Genomic DNA, 19,894 nt, shown 5'->3' with positions numbered 1-19,894 from the left:
TAACTAGATAATTGTATTTTCGCAAACTGAATATAAAATTAACGATAATAAAATGGCAGTTTTAGCAAAAATTAGACAGCGTTCCGCTTTATTGATAGGAGTTATTGCACTTGCATTATTTGCATTTATAATACAAGATCTATTCACAAGAGGAACATTTGGTCAAAGTTCAAAAGATGTAGGAAGCATCGATGGAAAAGATATTTCATTTGAAGACTTTAGAGTTAAAGTTAGTAATGTTGAAAAAAGTGGGCAAGGTATAACTTCCACTGAAGCTGCAAACAGAGTTTGGGATCAAGAAGTTTCAATCGCTTTATTGTCATCGCAATTTGATAAATTAGGATTGAGAGTTGGTGAAAAACACATTTTAGAGGTTTTAAAATCAGATCCAAATATTGGTAAAAACCCAATGTTCTTAAACGCAGCAGGAATTTTTGATGTTGTTAAGTTCAAAGATTATTTTAAATCAAACCCAGAAGCAGCACAATATATTGCTCAAAAAGAGAAAGATGCTGAATTGAACGCAAAATTTCAAATCTATAATACTTTAATTAAATCAGGCCTTTACACAACTGCTAGTGAAGGAAAATTAAAGTATGAAATGGAAACTAACAAAGTAAGTTTTGCTTTTGCTGCAGCTCCTTATTCTTCTATTAAAGATAGTGAAGTAAAAATCTCTGACGATGAGATTGTTGCTTACATGAAGAAAAACGAGAAAAAATTCAAAGCAGATGCAACTCGCGAAATTCAATACGTTTTAGTTGAAGACAAAGCTTCTAAAGAAGATGAGGCTGAAATTAAAGCTAAATTAACTGCATTATTATCAGGAAGTGTTGTTTATAACGCAAAAACTGGTAAAAATGATACATTGCCAGGATTTAAAAATGCTACAAACATTGCTGAATTTGTAAATGCAAATTCTGATGTTCCTTACGATTCTACTTATGTTCCTAAAAATGCATTGCCAGCTGTTGATGCTGACAAATTATTCAGCTTGCCTGCTGGAGCAATCTACGGACCATATGTTTACGGAAGATATTATGCAATTTCTAAATCTCAAGGATTTAAAGCTGGTGTTAATGCAAAAGCTAGCCATATTTTAATTGGTTATGAAGGATCTCAAACTCCAAACCCAAAAGAAAAAAGAACTAAAGAAGAAGCTAAAGCTAAAGCTGAAGAAATTTTAGCACAAGTTCAAGCTAATCCAGATAGTTTTATGATGTTGGCTTTCACAAGTTCTGATGATTCATCTGCTCAGCAAGGTGGTGATTTAGGATATTTTGGGCCAAACCAAATGGTAAAACCTTTCAATGATTTTGTATTCAGCAACGGAATTGGTAAAGTTGGTTTAGTTGAAACTCCTTTCGGATTTCACATTATCAAAATTACAGACAAACAAGACGGAATTCGTTTAGCGACAATTGCTCAAAAAATCGAGCCATCTGAAGCTACTTCTGATAAAGTATTTACATTAGCAACTAAATTTGAAATGGATGCTGCTGAGAAAGACTTCAATGCTGCAGCAAAAGAATTAGGTTTAAAAGTTGCTCAGCCAGTTAATGCAAAAGCTATGGATGAAGCATTTGGACCATTAGGAAACCAACGTAACATTGTAAGATGGGCTTTTGATAAAGAAACAGATAAAGGAGATGTAAAACGTTTTGAAATTGCAAACGTAGGACACGTTATCGCACAATATAAAGGTGAAAACAAATCTGGTTTAGTTTCTGTTGATATGGCAAGACCGTATGTAGAGCCAATCTTGAAAAATAAGAAAAAGGCTGAATTGTTAAAAGCTAAAATGCAAGGTTCAAGCCTTGAGGCTATCGCTAAAGCAGCAGGAGTTGCTGTTCAGCAAGCTACTGATGTAACTCTAGATAATCCAGTTTTACCTGGAGGAGTTGGACAAGAGCCAAGAGTGGTAGGTAATGCATTTGCTTTAACAGCAAACAAAATCTCTGCTCCAATTGAAGGAAATACAGGTGTGTATGTAGTTAAAAACATTAAAACTGTAAAAGCTCCTGCAATTGCTAATCATGCTGCTTATGTAGAGAAAGTAAAAGCTCAAAGCGCATCTGATGTGAACAGAGTATTGCCAGCTTTGAAAAACAACGCTAAAATTGAAGATAACAGATTACAATTTAATTACTAATTAAACAGTAATCGAGCTTATAAAGGCCCGAAACGCTTAAAGCGTTTCGGGTTTTTCTTTTTAGAATCTACCAGTAATTATATTTTGTAATTTTTTACTGTTAATTTTCTGAAAGTATATAGGAATTATCGAAATTTAATTTAAAAAACTTGTGATTTTCAAAATATTACAGTTAATTTGCTCGATTTTTAACTTTAACATATTTTTGGCTTTTGCCATACAATAAAATAAATTATCCAATAAACAAAAAGCTTAATAATAAATCATTTAATGTTTTTTACTTTTAAATTTTTTAGAAGGAAGCCAAGAGTATATACCAAAATAGAAAGTCATATTTATGGTATTATTACAGAGCTTTTAAAAGTGAGCAGCACCGACATCAATGTTGATGAATTGGGTGGAAAGTATTATTTGAGTAACGAAGAACAGCATTTTAAAGTTACTATTTTGAGTAATGATTATGTAATCAGGCTAACCAATACGCATGATTCTGTAGCTGAAAAATACGATAAGGTTTTTGTTGAAGATGTGCTAAAAGCCGTAAAAGAAGAAAAACACCGACGTATGGAAGTGGTTTACGATTCAATTACCAATAGCATCGAAAAAATGGCAGAGCGCTTGCACAATAGACTTATAGAATCAAATGAGCAGGAGAGTAAATCGGTTCGTCGTTTGGAAACAAAACACGTTAAAACTAAAAAAGCAAATTATTAGTTGTATTTGCTTTATAGAATCATTTCTTCATAAGTCAAAATGGTTTCATATCCTTTATTAAAGAAATATTCTTTCGGATTTTCTTTAGAAACCACTAGAATAAAATCTCCGCCCCAAGCTCCAAGACTCTTTATTACGCCATTGAAATCTGGAAAAACAGCCTCTTTTATAGTCTGCATTTCTAAAACATTACTAAGATGAATTTCGTGTTTCTGTATCGCAGCGGCAAACTCTTTTAATGTTTTGGCATGAAGTATCGCGTTTGTGATTTTGTTGTTTTGAGCGACACTTTCTGATAAATGGCTATTTTTATGATTGTTGTATGAATATATAGCAGCTTTGCTGTTTTGTTTTTTATTCAGATAAACAAAATAAAGATGTTCTTTAAAATCGGGATTAAATTCAACTTGCTGTACAAAATTATCTTTTATTCGGTATAAAACTGGAGTGTTGTTTTGTGCGCATGCAATATCGTAACCGCTTCCACCAAAACTGTTTTTCAATAAAGTATAGGCGTTAATTCCGGCCCATTGGGCAATGTTATTGATAAGAGTGGAAGAAGTTCCTAATCCCCAATTTCTTGGAAAACTTAAGTGCGTGCTTACCTTATATCCACTAGCATTATCAATAAATTTTGGATTTAAAATATAAGCTTCATGCAGAATATTGACTAGAGTTGATTTTACGCTATCAATTTGCGGATCTGAACCTTTTATAATTTCATCAAACGAGATTGTTTCTTCAAACCATAAGTGTTTGTCGTAATCATAACTTTTCCATTCGATCTGTTTGTTGTCTAAATCTTCAATGACCAAATCTTGGCCAAATTTTGTAGGCAATGCAAAAGCATCTGCTCCGTCTAAAACGAGATATTCACCAGCGATGAAAAGTTTTCCGTTACTATAAAAGGTTGTTGGCATACTTGTTCTTTATTATAAATTCCAAATCTGAAATTCCAAAATTCCAAGAACTGACATTGGAATTTGGAATTTAAAATATTGGATTTTCTTAACTAGGTTATTTTCTTAAATTCTCAATAAATTCTACCACAGCGCTATGAGAAACGGCTGTTTTTTTGAAGTGCGTTTTAATTAAATGACGCTCTTCATCGGTAGCTTCAAATTGATTTATGATATTATTAAGGTGCATTTTCATATGTCCTTCCTGAATTCCTGTTGTGGTTAAGGAGCGTAATGCAGCAAAATTTTGTGCCAATCCTGCCACGGCTACGATTTCCATTAATTCTGGGGCGGAAGGTTTTTCTAAAATTTCAAGACACAATTTTACTAAAGGATGCAAAGAGGTTAAGCCTCCAACAGTACCAACGGCTAAAGGAATTTCAAGCCAAAAAGTGAAAATTCCGTTTTCAATTTTGGCATGTGATAAACTTGCGTATTGTCCATTTTTGGCAGCATAAGCATGTACGCCAGCTTCTACAGCTCTAAAATCATTTCCTGTTGCCAAAATAACAGCATCTACACCATTCATAATGCCTTTATTATGTGTAACCGCTCTAAAAGGTTCGACTTCTGCGATCTGTACAGCTTGAACAAAACGTTCTGCAAATTCTTGCGGATTTGTAATATGTTTTTCTGCTAAATCTTCTATTGGGCAAGAAACTTCGGCTCTAACAAGACAGTGCGGTACATAGTTAGAGAGAATGCTCATGATAACTTCCAGCTTTTCACCATTTTGGCATAAGTCAGAATTCTGAGCTTCTTCTTTTAAAGTAGAAGCAAACTGCTCCAAACAAGAATTGATAAAATTGGCTCCCATGCTGTCTTTGGTTTCAAAAGTAGCATGAAGCTGATAGTAATTTTCTAGTAAACTTCTTTTGTCTTTTAATTTAATATCAAGAATACCACCACCGCGTTGCTGCATATTTTTGGTTATGCTTTGCGTTTCTGAGAAGAATTTAGGTTTTATCTGTTCAAAAAAGTTGTTCAGTTTTTCTGCATCTCCGCTATAAGTAAAATGAACCTGGCCAATTTTTTCGGTATTGATTATAGTGGCTTTAAATCCTCCTCTAGTGGACCAGTATTTTGCTGCTTTAGAAGCTGCCGCAACCACAGAGCTTTCTTCAATTGCCATCGGAATGGTTTTGTATTTTCCGTTGATCAAAAAGTTAGGAGCGACTCCAAGCGGGATATAAAGATTTGTGATCGTATTTTCTATAAATTCATCATGAAGCTGCTGAAGCTTTTCGTCTGAATTCCAGTAATTTCTTATAATATTTTGTGCCTCTTCTGGATTTGAAAAGTATTCATTTGCAATCCAGTCAATTTTTTCTTTTTTGGATAATTTAGAAAATCCGGCAACAGCGTTGTTCATTCTCAATGTATTAAATAATATTGTTGCGGCAAAGATACTATTTTAAGAGTTTTGATTACAATCTATTTCAGACATGAAAGTGCGCAATCGTTATTTTTTTTAACATTTAACACTTAAAATGTGTATTATGTTTATTTTTTTTACTAAAATTGGGCTCTTTTTATATTTAAAATAATTCTAATGAATACAAGTAAATTTACTGCAGTATTTTTATTTTTAACTGCGGTTGTTTTTGGACAGCAGAAAATAACTGTCGAAAATGTTTTTAGCGGTACTTTCCGGGCTAAAGGAATGGATGAACTGCAATCGCTGAAAAATACAAATCAATATACTGTTTTAAATGTTGACCAGGCGAGCAGAAGTATGCAGATTGATTTATACGATTTTGCAACCCTGAAAAAAGTATCGAATCTTATTGATACTAAAAACTATAAAGAACTTGTCGACGGAATTGATAGCTATACCTTTGATGCTTCTGAAAAAAAGATCTTAATTGCTTGTAATTCTTCTAAAATCTTCCGTCACTCCTTTACTGCTGATTACTACCTTTACGATATCGCAGCAAAATCTCTGATTAAACTTGTTGATTTCCAAATTCAAGAGCCAACTTTCTCACCTGACGGAACTAAAATCGCTTATGCAAGAGAAAACAACTTGTATGTGTACGATGTAGCTTCAAAAAAATCTACGGCGATTACAACAGACGGAAAGAAAAATGCGGTTATAAATGGTATAACTGATTGGGTTTACGAAGAAGAATTTGCTTTTGTGCGTGCATTCGACTGGAGTAAAGACAGTAAAAAAGTAGCGTATATTCGTTTTGACGAAAGCCAAGTTCCTGAGTTTTCAATGTCAATCTTCCATAAAGATTTATATCCGAAAATTGAAACGTTTAAATATCCTAAAGCTGGAGAAAAAAACTCAGAAGTTTCATTGCATATCTATGATGTAGCTGCGGGAGCAACTAAAAAAGTAGATTTAGGGAAATATAATGATTTCTACATTGCGAGAATGCAATGGACAAATGATGCAAATGTACTTTCTGCACAGGTTTTAAACCGTCATCAAGATAATTTAGATTTATTGTTTGTTGATGGTAATACAGCGACTGCAAAAGTAGTTTTAAATGAAAAAGATAAAGCTTACGTTGATATTACTGATAACTTGACTTTCTTAAAAGATAACAGTTTTATCTGGACAAGCGAAAAAGATGGTTTTAATCATATTTATGTGTATGATAAAAACGGAAAACTTAAAAATCAAGTTACAAAAGGAAACTGGGAAGTGGTTTCATACTACGGTTTCGACGAAAAAACAAAAACTATTTTCTACCAATCTACAGAAAATGGTTCTATCAACAGAGATCTTTACAGAATTGGTTTAGATGGAAAAAATAAAGTGCGTTTGTCTTCAAAAACAGGAACAAGTGCAGCGACTTTCAGTCCGAATTTCCAATATTTTATTACAACTTTCTCAAGCAATACACAGCCTACAACTTATACTTTAAACGAGGCTAAAACAGGAAAAGAAATTCAGGTTATCGAAAATAATCAGGCGCTTGCTGATAAATTGAAAGCGTATGATCTTCCTTCAAAAGAATACTTTGTTTTAAAAACAGCTAAAGGAAACGAATTGAATGCATGGATTTTAAAACCAAAAGATTTTGATCCTTCAAAAAAATATCCTGTTTTCATGTTCCAATACTCTGGTCCAGGATCTCAACAGGTGGCTAATCAGTGGAATAATTCTAATGATTACTGGTTCGCTTCATTAACTCAGCAAGGTTACATTGTAGCTTGTGTTGACGGAAGAGGAACAGGTTACAAAGGAGCCGATTTCAAAAAAGTAACTCAAAAAGAATTAGGAAAATACGAAGTTGAAGACCAGATTGATGCGGCAAAAGTAATTGGTGCTTATCCTTATGTTGATGCTTCAAGAATTGGAATCTTCGGATGGAGCTATGGTGGATTTATGGCTTCGAACTGTATTTTCCAAGGAAACGATGTTTTCAAAATGGCAATTGCTGTTGCACCAGTTACAAACTGGAGATTTTATGACAGTGTTTACACAGAAAGATATATGCAGACTCCGCAGGAAAATGCAAGCGGATACGATCAAAACTCTCCTATAAATCACGTTGGTAAATTGAAAGGAAAGTTCTTATTGATTCATGGTTCTGCAGATGACAATGTTCATGTTCAGAATACAATGCAGATGATGGAAGCTTTAATTCAGGCAAATAAACAATTTGATTCTCAAATTTATCCAGATAAAGATCATGGTATTTATGGCGGAAAAACGAGAGTTCAGCTTTATACCAAAATGACCAACTTTATTAAAGAAAATTTATAATCTAAAAACATTAAACCTAATTAAATAGAATAGTATGGGAGAAACTCAAGTAAAAACAGCGCATCCAAAAGGTCTTTGGGTATTATTTGGAACGGAGATGTGGGAGCGATTCAATTTTTATGGAATGCGCGCTTTATTGACCTTATTTCTTGTGAATTCATTATTGATGAAGGAAGAAGAAGCATCATTAATTTATGGAGGTTTTCTTGGACTTTGTTATTTGACACCAATGTTGGGCGGTTTTGTTGCTGACCGTTACTTAGGAAACAGAAATTGTATCCTATTAGGAGGATTATTAATGGCGATAGGGCAAATGCTTTTGTTTACCAGCGGAAGTGTTTTTGAAAATAATAGACCGCTTGCTACTATTATTATGTATTCCGCATTGGGGGTAATTGTTTTTGGAAACGGTTTCTTTAAGCCAAACATTTCTAGTATGGTTGGGCTTTTGTATCCGAAGCAAGAGAAAACAAAACTTGATAGTGCTTTTACTATTTTCTATATGGGAATTAACATTGGAGCATTTTTAGGTCAGTCTATCTGTCCTTTATTAGGAGATGTTAAAGATGCAGGAGGAATTAGAGATATCCATGCTTTCAGATGGGGATTCATGGCGGCTTCTGTGGCTATGTTATTAGGTACAATTCTTTTTTACTTCTTAAAAAATAAATATGTGGTTTCTCCAGAAGGAAAACCATTAGGAGGGCTTCCTTCTAAAAATGATGCTTCGGATTTTGAAGAAGGAGAAGCGCAAAAAGCAAACTTTTCTACAAAAGCTCTTATTGGTGCAGGAATTGCATTTGTTGCTTTAGGATTCTTTTTCCATTACGTTGTAGGTCAGAACTTGATTTATACTTTGATTTATTCAAGTGGTTTGGCTTTAGCAGGATTAATTATTTCTGACACCTCTTTAACTAAAGTTGAAAGAGATAGAATTATTGTAATTTATATCGTGTCGTTCTTTATTATTTTCTTTTGGGCGGCATTTGAGCAAGCAGGTTCATCATTAACTTTTATTGCAGATAACCAAACAGACAGACATTTCTTTGGCTGGGCAATGCCGCCATCGATGGTTCAAATTTTTAACGGAATGTTTGTTGTGGTTTTAGCAGTTCCTTTCAGTGTTCTTTGGGATACTTTAAGAGCTAAAGGAAAAGAGCCAATTTCTCCAGTAAAATTAGCAGCGGGATTAGTAATCATCTCTATCAGTTTCTTTATGATTGCAACTCAGGTTTCTTATATCGGAACTTCAGGGCTTTTATTAGTTAAATGGCTTATCTTATTATATTTCTTAAATACATGTGCTGAATTGTGTTTATCTCCAATTGGTTTATCATTGGTAGGTAAATTATCTCCAAAACGTTTTGCATCATTATTATATGGAGTATTCTTTTTGTCTAATGCCTCTGGATATGCGTTAGGAGGAACTTTAGGTTCTATTTTACCAGCAACTGGTGATAAATTTGCAAAAGCAAAAGAACTTGGAATAGATCTTCAGGCGGTTTTAGATAAAAAAATAACGCTTTCAGCAGACCAATTGGCTTTGCTGGATCATCATCAAATTAGTGCGCAAAATCCAATATTTGCAGGATTTGAAATCCATAATTTATATGAATTCTTTATGGTATTTGTTGTCTTGACTGGTATTGCGGCGATTTTGTTGTTTGCTTTAACACCACTATTGAAGAAATTAATGCACGGTGTTAGATAATTAGAATGGAAAACAATATTACTTTAGAAGAAATTCAAAATTTTAAAGGCAAGTACCCAAAGCAATTGTGGTACTTGTTTTTGGTTGAAATGTGGGAACGTTTCTGTTTCTACGGAATGAGAGGGGTTTTAGCAGTTTTCATGGTAGATCAATTAGGTTTGGTTGAAGGGAAAGCAAATTTGCAATATGGGGCGATTCAGGCTTTTGTATATGCATTTACTTTTATCGGTGGAATTTTTGCTGATAAAATTTTAGGGTTTAAAAAATCACTTCTTTTTGGAGGAATCGTGATGATTTTGGGGAATTTGCTTATTGCTGCAAATCCACATGATTTCTTTTATTACGGAATAACACTTTCTATTATTGGAACCGGTTTTTTTAAACCAAACGTTTCTTCAATGGTAGGAGAATTGTATCATGAGAGCGACGGCCGTCGTGACGCAGGTTACGGACTGTTTTATGCAGGAATTAATATTGGAGGAATGCTTGGAGGAGCGATTCCTATTTATTTAGGGAAAAACTATTCTTGGAGTCTTTGCTTCCTTTCTGCAGCAATTGTTATGATAATTGGAGTTGTAACTTTTCTTTTAACGAAAAAGCACTTAGCGCCGATTGGAAATTCCCCATTAGAAAATCAGACATCTAAAAAACGTAATCTTTCTGAAATAGCCGTTTATGTAGGTTCTTTTGCTGTAATTCCATTAGTGTATATAATGGTTATTAATTCTGATTTTACAGAGTATTTTATGTATACAATCGGGGTTCTGGCATTGGGATATTTTTTGTATGAATTGATAATGATAAAAGAGAGAAAGCAACAACTTAAGTTTTTTGCTGCCTTTATCTTTATTTTTGCATATTTTATGTTTATGGCAATCTCTGAACAGTCAGGAGGTTCATTGTCGTTATTTGCGAAAGATAATTTGACCAATAAATTATTGTTCTTTAATATCGATCCAAATGTGGTAAATAATAGTATAAATTCATTGTATGTTATTATTTTTAGTCCATTATTAGGATTTTTGTGGATCTATATGTCTAAACGAAAAATAGAGCCTAATACCGTTATTAAATTTGGTTTGTCATTTATTTTATTGGCGGCAGGTTTCTTTATTTTTTATGCTGCTCGATATTTTGTAAACCAAGACGGATTAAGTTCGTTGGATGTATTTGCTTTAGGATATCTTTTGTATACACTGGGGGAATTATGTATTGGTCCAATCGGAATGTCTGTGATAACAAAATTATCGCCTAAAAGATTGTTCGGAATGATGATGGGATTATGGTTTCTTTCAAGTGCATTTGGCCAATTTGCTGCAGGAAAATTAGGAGCTGAAATGTCTGATGCCAACACTGGAACTACATTAATGTCTAAACTTATTGCTTACACGGATGGATATTATCAATTAGCTTTATATGCACTTGTTGCTGGGATTGCATTTATTGTGCTAACTCCGTTGATTAGAAAATTAATGCAAGAAGTTAAATAATTATATTGTAATTAGTTTTTGCATAAATTTGTATAAAATTTCTCATTATGAAAAAAATAGTACTTATTGCTTTGTTTTTAATTGGTGCTGCAAATCTTCAGGCACAAGAATTAAAATGGTATACAGATGTTAGAGAAGCAATTACTGTAAGTAATAAAGAACAAAAGCCAATGTTGATGTTTTTTACTGGTAGTGATTGGTGCGGATGGTGTATTCGTTTGCAAAATGAAGTTTTAAAGACAGCAGAATTTAAAAAATGGGCAACAGATAATGTTGTTTTAGTTGAGTTGGATTATCCTAGATCTGTTCCTCAGACACCAGAACTTAAAAGCCAGAATAATGAATTGCAGCAAGCTTTTGGGATTCAAGGTTTTCCAACTATATTCTTTACTAGTGCAGAAACAAAAGATGGTAGAGTTAACTTTAAAGGTCTTGGTAAAACAGGATATGTGGCCGGCGGACCATCAGCTTGGTTAACTGTTGCAGAAGGAATAGTGCATCCGAAGAAAATGTAAATTTTAATTTGAAAAATAATGAAAGGTCTCTTACTCTGTAAGGGACCTTTTTATTTAGTAGGAAAAACGCTTTGTAAAAGTTGCTTTAAATTGAGTATTTATTATTTTATTGTATGTAAAAAAACACATAATATATTTTTTATATTAATATAATTTGGATAATTAAAATATAATGTTAATTTCGTCTTGCTAATCTAACCAAAAACCAATTTATATGACTAAAAAACTACTTGCCCTAGTGTTTTTTATAGGTTCATTTATGATGCAAGCACAAAATTTAGCATGGAGAACAAACATGACAGATGCTATTGCTATAAGTAATGAACAGAAAAAACCAATGCTAATTTTATTCACTGCCTCAGGTGTAGCAGAAAATCTTCAAAACGAAATCTTTAAAACACCCGATTTTGCTGTTTGGTCACGAGACAATGTGGTCTTAGTAAAATTAGATTTATCTGATATGAATGCTTCAGATAGTGATCGTGAACAGAATGTAAAATTGAAAAATGCATTTGGAGTTCAGGATCTTCCTGAAGTATGTTTTGCAATGGCATCAGTAAGAAAAAACAAGACTACATTTAGCGCTTTAGGAAAAATAGCCTACAAACCTGGAGGAGCGAAAGCTTGGATTGCAGAATCAAATGCAATTTTGCATCCAGTAGAATAGTAAACGATTTCATTCGACTTTTATTTTAATTTTTTTTAGTCCCCTTTCTGTTTTACAGAGAGGGGATTTTTTTTTCTAAATCGAAACAGAGAATTTGATTATTTTTATTAGTGTTTATTTAACATTTATTAAAAAATCAGCCATTTATTGTTAATTTGATTTTAATGCTTATAACTTGGTTTTTAATTCATTAAAAATTTTTATTGAATTCTTTTTTTGTGTTATTTTAGTTTTATTAACATAACCAAACCCTAAATTATATGCCTAAAAAATTACTCATCCTACTATTATTTTTAAGTCCATTTTGTATGAATTCTCAAAATATAATTTGGAAAACCGACATTAATGATGCTGTAGCCGTAAGTGCAGAAAAAAGAAAACCGTTATTGATTTTTTTTACTGCTCAAGGCGTAAGTCCTCAACTTCAAAATGAAATTTTTGCTACCCGAGATTTTGAAGAATGGTCGCGAAATGTCATATTGGTAAAACTAGACCTTTCAGATTCTTCAGCTTCTGATGCTGTTAAAGAACAAAACCTAATGTTGAAGAATGCTTTCGGTATAGAAGATATTCCTCAAGTGTGCTTTTCTGAGGTAACGGTCAGAAAAGGAAAGACAAACTTTAATAAGTTAGGAATTATTGGCTATACAGGGTCTGGCGTTAAAAGTTGGATTTCTGAATCCAATTCAATTTTAAATCCAGAATAAAATTATAATTGATAGTATCCCTTTTCTTTTGTTGAATGAAAAGGGATATTTTTTTTAAGACAGCTGTTTCTCCAGTATTTCTGAATTGAATTGGAATTCGAACCATCAGCTATCACGATTTTTGGATGAATATGCAGTAACAGTCGATCTAGATTTATTCTCGAGGTTTGGGTAATAATTAGAATGTCTGGCTGAATTTTTTCTGAATAAGCTTTAGTACTATCAATTATTAAAATTTTAGTATTTTTAAAGTAAAGCACATTTTTAATCTCTTTGATTTTAGACAAAGTAATTGAATTTCCAACCAGATAAGAATTTATATTTCTTTTATTCATGTTTTTATCTATAGTATCTCTACTATAGAGTACTATGTTTCTTCCTAAGCGCTCAGAAATAAGCGTGTTGTTTTTTTCATTGTAAACGATTAACTCCTCTTCATTTTCAGTTTCAACTTTGGTTAAAATAAAAGCAAGTTGTATTGTAATAATTGAGGTAAACATAAATATCAATTTTTTAAAACTTGGTTTTTTAATCCAGATTATAGTGCCAATTATGAAGAATGAGAATGCCCACAAGTGATATAAATTAAAGCTGATGTCTCGAATAACAAATGAGTCGACAGAAGCAACTGCATGAATCATGAAATTTAGCAAATAAATGCTTTTCTCAAAAATCATTATCATAAATAATGGCGGGCTTGTAAAAATAGCGATAATCATAACTACAATTCCTGCAATCATAATGAATGATAAGATAGGTAATATAATAATGTTTGTGACAAAAAATAAACCTGGAAATTGATGGAAATAGTAAAGGCATAAAGGCAAAGTGCCAATTTGTGCAGCAAAAGAAACGGTGAGAGCTTCCCAAATGTAAATGATTATCTTGTATTTCGGTTTATAGATGTTTTTTAAAATGGGATGTAGCCAAAGTATAAAAAATAATGCGATGTAACTTAATTGAAAACCGACATCAAATAAGAAATAGGGTTCAAAAATTAAAATCAATAAAATAGAAACTAGTAAAGTATGATAGATATTGCCGTTTCGGCGTAAATGACTTCCAATTGCAACAAAAGAGAACATAACTACGGATCTCAAAACGGAAGGAGATAAACCAGAAATTATGGCAAAACCTGCTAAAGAAATTAGAATTGAAGCAAGTTTTAAAAAAGAGCCTTTTCTTGTGTTGGGAATAGGTTTTAAAATGAAAGTGATGAAAAGCATTATAAAGCCCACATGAAGCCCCGAAACAGATAAAATATGCGTAGCTCCAGAATATTGATAATCTTGGATAATATCTTGTGAAATCTCTTGCTGCTGCCCTAAAATTAAAGCCAAAGCAACATTCATTTCAGCTGTATTAAATTTTGATTTTTCAAGATTGGAAATTATTCTCGAATGCAATTTTGCGCAATAATACCAAATGTCTTTTTGAACCGTTTTGCTGACCGAAATTTCTTTTTTCTGGCAATAGATCTGAGCGTAGATTTGTTTGTCTGCCAAATATTTGCTGTAATCAAACTGATTCGGATTTTTACTGGGTTTGTTTTGCTTTAAAATAGTTTGAATTTTAATGCTATTCCCTACAATTAATGGGTTTTGAATGCTGTCTTTCTGAACGTTTACAATTATTTTTCCCGAATAAGCTTTTCCTGATATTGTTTTCACAAGACCAATGTAACGATCACTATAATCGTTGCTCTTTAATTTTTCTCTTAAAATTAATGTGATAAATTCAGGATTTTTGAAAGCTATTTTACAATGCGTGTAATTGCTTTTTTGAAGACTTTGTGTGTGGCATAAAAGTGTCAATGCTCCAATAAAGAAAGACAAAGCATAACAGGTGTTTCCAAATAAAATAGATTTCTTATTATGCTTTAAATTCCAAAAGAAGGCACCGCAAAATGCTATAAAGCTAACTGAAACCCAAAAGGCAATAATCGAAATAGAAAAATGCAGGTAATAAGAAGCGATTATGCCAAGAATAAACGCAAGTGTGATTTTTACTAACGGAAAATCTAATACTTTCATGGCATAAAAGTATTAAATATTTGTAAGAAAAATAACAAATAAAATGAATTTTTTAAGGAATTACTCTATTTACCTGTTCGAAAGAATTCTTGTAATAAGGCTCTTTGGTAGAAGAAATAATAACTCCTTTTGAGGTTGACGAATGTACAAATTTTACTTCATCAGAATTGGCTTCTGTAATTAATCCGACATGGTTAATTTGTCTGCTTTTATTGGTTTTAAAGAAGATTAGATCGCCTTTTCGGGCATCGTTTAACGGAATTACTTTTCCAATTTTTGCTTGCTCATAAGAACTTCTCGGAAGTTGTATATTTTCACTTTCAAATGTAGTATAAACCAATCCGGAACAATCAAATCCGTTTTTTGTAGTTCCTCCAGCTTTGTAGCGCACGCCAATATTGTCAGTTGCTTTTTCAATTAAATTATTTACCAACGATCTGTTTTCTTTTTTAGATTCGTTTTTGTTTGCAACAGAAGAAGTTGATTTACAAGAAGTAAAAGCAATTGTTAAAAGCAGAAAAAGGAGTATTCTTTTCAAAATAGATTAATTAGTTTGTTTTAAATCGGCAACAATGAGTTTCGCTGTGTTCTTACTTGCGCCAACTCCGCCTAATTTTTGTTCTAATATATCGTAATTTTGCAGCACTTTATTGCGATAGTCAGGTTCCAATAATTTTTGGAGCTCTTCTTTAATTCGTTTTTTATTACAATCTCCCTGAATTAATTCCGTCACAACTTCCTGATCCATAATCAAATTGACAAGAGAAATGTATTTTAAAGTGATAATGCGTTTTGCAATCTGATATGAAACTTCACTTCCTTTATAGCAAACAACTTCAGGAACTTTAAAAAGAGCTGTTTCAAGAGTCGCCGTTCCAGAAGTTACCAGAGCGGCTGTCGAAGAACGAAGCAAATCGTACGTTTTATTGGAAACAAATGCAATGTTTTTATTTTTTAAGAATTGCTGATAAAATTCGTATTCCTGACTTGGAGCTCCAGCAATAACAAATTCGTAATCCTGAAAATCATCAACAACGCTCAGCATTACACTCAGCATTTTGGTAATTTCTTGTTTGCGGCTTCCAGGTAAAACTGCAATGATTGGTTTTTCGCCTAGATTATTTTCTTTTCTAAATAAAGCTTCATCAAAGGCTGGCTGATTCTGAATCGCATCGATAAGCGGATGCCCAACGAAATCTACAGGGAAATGATGTTTGTCTTCGTAAAAGCTTTTCTCAAAAGGCAAAATCACATACATCTTATCGACATCTTGTTTGATGGCTTTAATTCTGTTCTCCTTCCAAGCCCAAATTTGCGGAGAAATATAATAATGCGTTTTATATCCTAATTCCTTTGCCCATTTTGCAATTCGCATATTAAAACCAGGATAATCAATAAAAATAATCACATCTGGTTGAAACTCCGTGATGTCTTTTTTACATATTTTAATATTATTTAAAATGGTTTTTAAATTGAAAACCACTTCAATAAAGCCCATAAAAGCCAAGTCGCGATAATGTTTTACCAGAGTTCCACCTGCTTTTTGCATTAAATCTCCTCCCCAAAATCTAATTTCTGCTTCGGGATCTTCAACATATAATGCCTTCATTAAATTTGAACCATGTAAATCTCCAGAGGCTTCTCCTGCAATTATGTAATACTTCATGTTGGTTTTTTTGTAAATGTGCTAAGTTGTAAATCCGCGAAAGCGCTAACCTCGCAAAGATAAGATTTAAATAACTAATGTCGAAATAGCCAATACAATCACGGCTAAAATCACACCTCGAGCCATGTATTCTTTGTTTCTTTTTAAAAGAATAGCAAATACACCAAGGTCTAAAAGTGTTCCTATGGTAATTATTTTTCCGAGATATCCGTATTCTCGAATCATTTTAAATCCTGATGAAATATCAAATGTGGTAAAAAATGTAATGAACAGATAGCTTCCTAGAAGAGCCGTAAAAATTCCGATTAAAAAACCGATTAGTATTTCTTTAGTCATTTAATTTCCAAGTATTAAGTTGCTGAATAGAGTGATGGGCAGTCAAGTCAAATTGTACCGGAACCACTGAAATATATCCGTTTGCCAAAGCCCATTCGTCGGTATCTTCGCCTTTGTCTTCGTTTACAAATTTGCCCGCAAGCCAGTAATAATCTTTTCCGAAGGGAGTTTGTCTTTTGTCAAATTTCTGCGCATAATAAGCTTTCGCTTGACGACAAACTTTAATTCCTTTAATTTCAGATTCTTTTAATTTTGGAAAGTTGACGTTTAAAACTACTCCTGGAGGCAGTTTATTAGCCAGAGTTTCTAAGGCAATTTTTTTTACAAAAGATTTGATCGGCTCAAAATCAGCGTTCCAATCAAAATCTAAAAGAGAAAATCCTATAGCCTGAATGCCTTCTATTCCAGCTTCGACAGCTGCACTCATGGTTCCAGAATAAATGACATTGATAGACGAATTTGATCCATGGTTGATTCCCGAAACGCATAAATCGGGTTTGCGTTTTAAGATTTCGTTTACTGCCAATTTAACGCAATCTACAGGAGTTCCAGAACAGCTGTATTCTGCAATTGTGTCATCGTCTTTCGAAATTTTATCTATAAATAAGGTATTGTTGACTGTGATGGCGTGCCCCATTGCGCTTTGAGGTTTGTCTGGCGCAACAACGATGACATCGCCTATGGTTTCCATGACACTGATAAGGGCTCTAATTCCAGGAGCCAAAATACCATCATCGTTAGTTACTAATATTAGTGGTTTCTCAGCTTTCATTTAATAAATATTATGTGTAGATTTAACAATTGTAGGATTTTAAGAACAAAATTAATCACAATTATTTGCGATAAGTCACAAATAGTGTAAAATTTGTCAACTAAGGTAAAGAACTTTTTTGCGAATTAAACATTTTTATATCTTTAACAAAAAATTATCGAAGCGTTAGCTCTCGTGGCATAGTTTTTAACGTAACTTAGATAAAAAAATTGATGAATGCTATTATAAAGTTTATGAAAAGAAATTATAAGATACTCATAGCCGTATTGTGCTTATCGCTTACCTTGTTTGCATTTAAAATGAATGCCGATAGGACAATCGACCCAGATCCGAATAGAGACAAGACACTTTTAGAATTATTAGCATTTGTTATTGAAAAAGGGCATTATAGTCCAGCAGAAATAAATGATGAATTTTCAAAAGGCATTTTTAAGGATTATATTGACGCTCTAGACCCTTCAAAAAGATTTTTCCTGCAGTCAGATATTGACGAGTTCAAACAATATGAATTAATGCTTGATGATCAATTTTTGAATAAAGATATTACTTTCTTTAACCTTACTTATACTAGGTTGATGAAGCGTATGGAGGAAAGTAAAAAACGTTATAAAACGATTTTAGCTCAGCCTTTTAATTATAATGTTGACGAGACTTTTAATGCAGATTATGAGCACATTCCGTATGCAAAAAACTTAACTGAGCTTAATGAAAGATGGAGAAAACAAATTAAATTATCGACTCTTTCTTCTTTAGTGACCAAACAAAAAATTGAAGAAGAAAAGAAGAAAAAAGACCCAGCTTACAAAGAGAAATCTTTTGAAACTTTAGAAAAAGAAACTCGCGAAAGCTCTTTAAAATCGCTAGATGATAATTTTGGTGTAATTAAAGATTTGAATAGAGAATACTGGTTTTCTGTGTATTTGAATTCGATTATGGCTCGTTTTGACCCTCATACAAGTTATTTTGCACCAGAAGAAAAAGATCGTTTTGATGTAAATATTAGTGGAAAACTAGAAGGTATTGGAGCTCGTTTGACTAAGAAAAATGATTTTACTCAAATTGACGAGTTAATTTCTGGAGGTCCAGCTTGGAAAGGAAAACAGCTTGAGGCTGGTGATTTAATCTTGAAAGTTGCTCAAGGAAATGAGGAACCTGTAGATGTTGTGGGTATGCGTTTGGATGATGTCGTGAAAAAAATTAAAGGTCATAAAGGAACTGAAGTAAAACTGACAGTTAAAAAAGTTGATGGTTCTATTAAAGTAATTTCTATCATTCGTGATGTTGTTGAAATTGAAGAAACGTATGCAAAATCTAGTGTTGTTGAGAAAAACGGCTTAAAATATGGAGTAATTTATCTTCCTAAATTCTATATCGACTTTGAAAATAAAGACGGACGTGATGCAGGAAAAGATATTGCTCGTGAAGTAGAAAGATTGAAAAAAGAAAACATCAACGGAATTGTACTTGACGTTCGTGATGATGGTGGAGGATCTCTTTCTACAGTTGTTGATATTGCTGGTTTATTTATCGAAGACGGACCAATTGTTCAGGTGAAATCTGCTGGTAAAAAGAAAGAAGTTTTATATGATAAAGATAAAAAAATCGAATGGGATGGTCCATTGGTTATCATGGTAAACAGTTTTTCTGCTTCGGCGTCTGAAATTTTAGCTGCTGCCATTCAAGATTACAAACGTGGTGTAATTATCGGAAGCAAACAAACTTACGGAAAAGGAACTGTACAAAATGTACTTGATTTAAATCAATTTGTGCGTAACGCAAATTATGGAGATCTTGGAGCATTGAAAATTACAGGGCAGAAGTTTTATAGAATTAATGGTGGTTCTACTCAGCTAGAAGGAGTTCATAGTGATGTTGTAATGCCAGATCGTTATGCTTACTTGAAAATGGGTGAGAGAGATATTGATAATGCAATGCCTTGGGATAAAATTGATCCAGCTGATTATAGTACTTGGACTTCTAATGAAAACTTTACTAAAGCTATCAATAACAGTAGAAACAGAATTGCACAAAATCCTCAATTCAAATTAATTGATGATAATGCAAAATGGATAGATGTCAAGAATAAAGAAAATGTTTATAGTTTGAATATTAAGAGTTTTAAAGAGACTCAGGAACAAGTTGAAAACGAAGGAAAAAAATATAAACCAATTTCTGATTACAAAAACAATCTGATTTTTAAATCGCTTCCTTATGAAGAAGAAGAAATGAAAGCTGACGCTTCTTTAAAAGAAAAAAGAGAAGCATGGCACCAAGCATTATCTAAAGATGTTTATGTAGAAGAAGCTTTAAATGTATTGGATGATTTGCAAACGAAAAGTTTGGTAAAAAATACAGTTAATCCTAAAATGAAAAAGGATAAACTAGTGAAGTCTTAAGTTCGAATAGAATTTAATTTGTTTAAAAACGCTCTATAAATTTTTTGAATTT

Annotated in this window: 16 protein-coding genes; 9 read left to right on the top strand and 7 right to left on the bottom strand. The window is 32.7% G+C overall.

Annotation, left to right across the window (positions count from 1 at the left end):
• Positions 1–52: 52 nt before the first annotated feature.
• Both BLP44_RS01175 and BLP44_RS01170 read left to right on the top strand, forming a co-directional pair.
• Positions 53–2,152 (top strand): peptidylprolyl isomerase, encoded by a 2,100-nt coding sequence (locus BLP44_RS01175; protein WP_066032939.1) that lies wholly within the window; start codon positions 53–55, stop codon positions 2,150–2,152.
• Between the two features lie 270 nt (positions 2,153–2,422).
• Positions 2,423–2,866, top strand: a complete 444-nt coding sequence (locus BLP44_RS01170) for a hypothetical protein (protein WP_008466471.1) — start codon at positions 2,423–2,425, stop codon at positions 2,864–2,866.
• Positions 2,867–2,877: 11 nt separating this feature from the next.
• On the opposite strand, the gene BLP44_RS01165 is transcribed toward BLP44_RS01170, so the two are convergent.
• Both BLP44_RS01165 and BLP44_RS01160 read right to left on the bottom strand, forming a co-directional pair.
• Positions 2,878–3,786, bottom strand: coding sequence for a GYDIA family GHMP kinase (locus BLP44_RS01165; protein WP_008466472.1), 909 nt, complete (start codon positions 3,784–3,786; stop codon positions 2,878–2,880).
• A gap of 97 nt (positions 3,787–3,883) precedes the next feature.
• Positions 3,884–5,197: a hydroxymethylglutaryl-CoA reductase, degradative gene (locus BLP44_RS01160; RefSeq protein WP_066032938.1), complete on the bottom strand. Its 1,314-nt coding sequence runs from the start codon at positions 5,195–5,197 to the stop codon at positions 3,884–3,886.
• A gap of 180 nt (positions 5,198–5,377) precedes the next feature.
• Here BLP44_RS01160 and BLP44_RS01155 point away from each other — a divergent pair, with 180 nt between their 5' ends.
• From BLP44_RS01155 to BLP44_RS01130, 6 genes are all read left to right on the top strand, one after another.
• Positions 5,378–7,549: a S9 family peptidase gene (locus tag BLP44_RS01155; RefSeq protein ID WP_091128404.1), complete on the top strand. Its 2,172-nt coding sequence runs from the start codon at positions 5,378–5,380 to the stop codon at positions 7,547–7,549.
• 34 nt (positions 7,550–7,583) lie between these two features.
• Entirely contained in the window at positions 7,584–9,260 is a 1,677-nt protein-coding gene (locus tag BLP44_RS01150; RefSeq protein ID WP_091128401.1) for a peptide MFS transporter, read from the top strand.
• Between the two features lie 5 nt (positions 9,261–9,265).
• Positions 9,266–10,750, top strand: a complete 1,485-nt coding sequence (locus BLP44_RS01145) for a peptide MFS transporter (protein WP_066032935.1) — start codon at positions 9,266–9,268, stop codon at positions 10,748–10,750.
• Positions 10,751–10,797: 47 nt separating this feature from the next.
• A complete protein-coding gene (locus tag BLP44_RS01140; protein WP_008466477.1) occupies positions 10,798–11,265 on the top strand; it encodes a thioredoxin family protein in 468 nt (155 codons plus the stop codon).
• A 214-nt stretch (positions 11,266–11,479) separates the two neighbouring features.
• Entirely contained in the window at positions 11,480–11,932 is a 453-nt protein-coding gene (locus tag BLP44_RS01135) for a hypothetical protein (protein WP_008466479.1), read from the top strand.
• A 260-nt stretch (positions 11,933–12,192) separates the two neighbouring features.
• A complete protein-coding gene (locus tag BLP44_RS01130) occupies positions 12,193–12,639 on the top strand; it encodes a thioredoxin domain-containing protein (protein ID WP_162927163.1) in 447 nt (148 codons plus the stop codon).
• A 2-nt stretch (positions 12,640–12,641) separates the two neighbouring features.
• Here the strand turns inward: BLP44_RS01130 and BLP44_RS01125 are convergent, their stop codons facing one another.
• The 5 genes from BLP44_RS01125 to surE form a co-directional block, all read right to left on the bottom strand.
• On the bottom strand, positions 12,642–14,672 hold the full coding sequence (locus tag BLP44_RS01125; RefSeq protein ID WP_091128392.1) for a ComEC/Rec2 family competence protein: 2,031 nt from the start codon (positions 14,670–14,672) through the stop codon (positions 12,642–12,644).
• A gap of 52 nt (positions 14,673–14,724) precedes the next feature.
• A complete protein-coding gene (locus tag BLP44_RS01120) occupies positions 14,725–15,210 on the bottom strand; it encodes a C40 family peptidase (protein ID WP_008466482.1) in 486 nt (161 codons plus the stop codon).
• Positions 15,211–15,216: 6 nt separating this feature from the next.
• A complete protein-coding gene (gene lpxB / locus BLP44_RS01115; RefSeq protein ID WP_091128387.1) occupies positions 15,217–16,338 on the bottom strand; it encodes a lipid-A-disaccharide synthase in 1,122 nt (373 codons plus the stop codon).
• Between the two features lie 66 nt (positions 16,339–16,404).
• Positions 16,405–16,674, bottom strand: coding sequence for a hypothetical protein (locus BLP44_RS01110; protein ID WP_008466484.1), 270 nt, complete (start codon positions 16,672–16,674; stop codon positions 16,405–16,407).
• Complete coding sequence (surE, locus tag BLP44_RS01105; RefSeq protein WP_008466485.1) at positions 16,667–17,446, bottom strand: 5'/3'-nucleotidase SurE; 780 nt, start codon at positions 17,444–17,446, stop codon at positions 16,667–16,669. Before surE ends, BLP44_RS01110 begins: the two co-directional genes overlap by 8 nt.
• A 212-nt stretch (positions 17,447–17,658) precedes the next feature.
• Here surE and BLP44_RS01100 point away from each other — a divergent pair, with 212 nt between their 5' ends.
• On the top strand, positions 17,659–19,842 hold the full coding sequence (locus BLP44_RS01100) for a carboxy terminal-processing peptidase (protein WP_008466486.1): 2,184 nt from the start codon (positions 17,659–17,661) through the stop codon (positions 19,840–19,842).
• Positions 19,843–19,894 lie beyond the last annotated feature (52 nt).

The sequence above is a fragment of the Flavobacterium anhuiense genome, assembly GCF_900101855.1.
GTDB classification, from domain to species: domain Bacteria; phylum Bacteroidota; class Bacteroidia; order Flavobacteriales; family Flavobacteriaceae; genus Flavobacterium; species Flavobacterium anhuiense.
The sequence above is the reverse complement of the archived record's forward strand: the minus strand, read 5'-3'. Positions and strand labels throughout refer to the sequence as shown.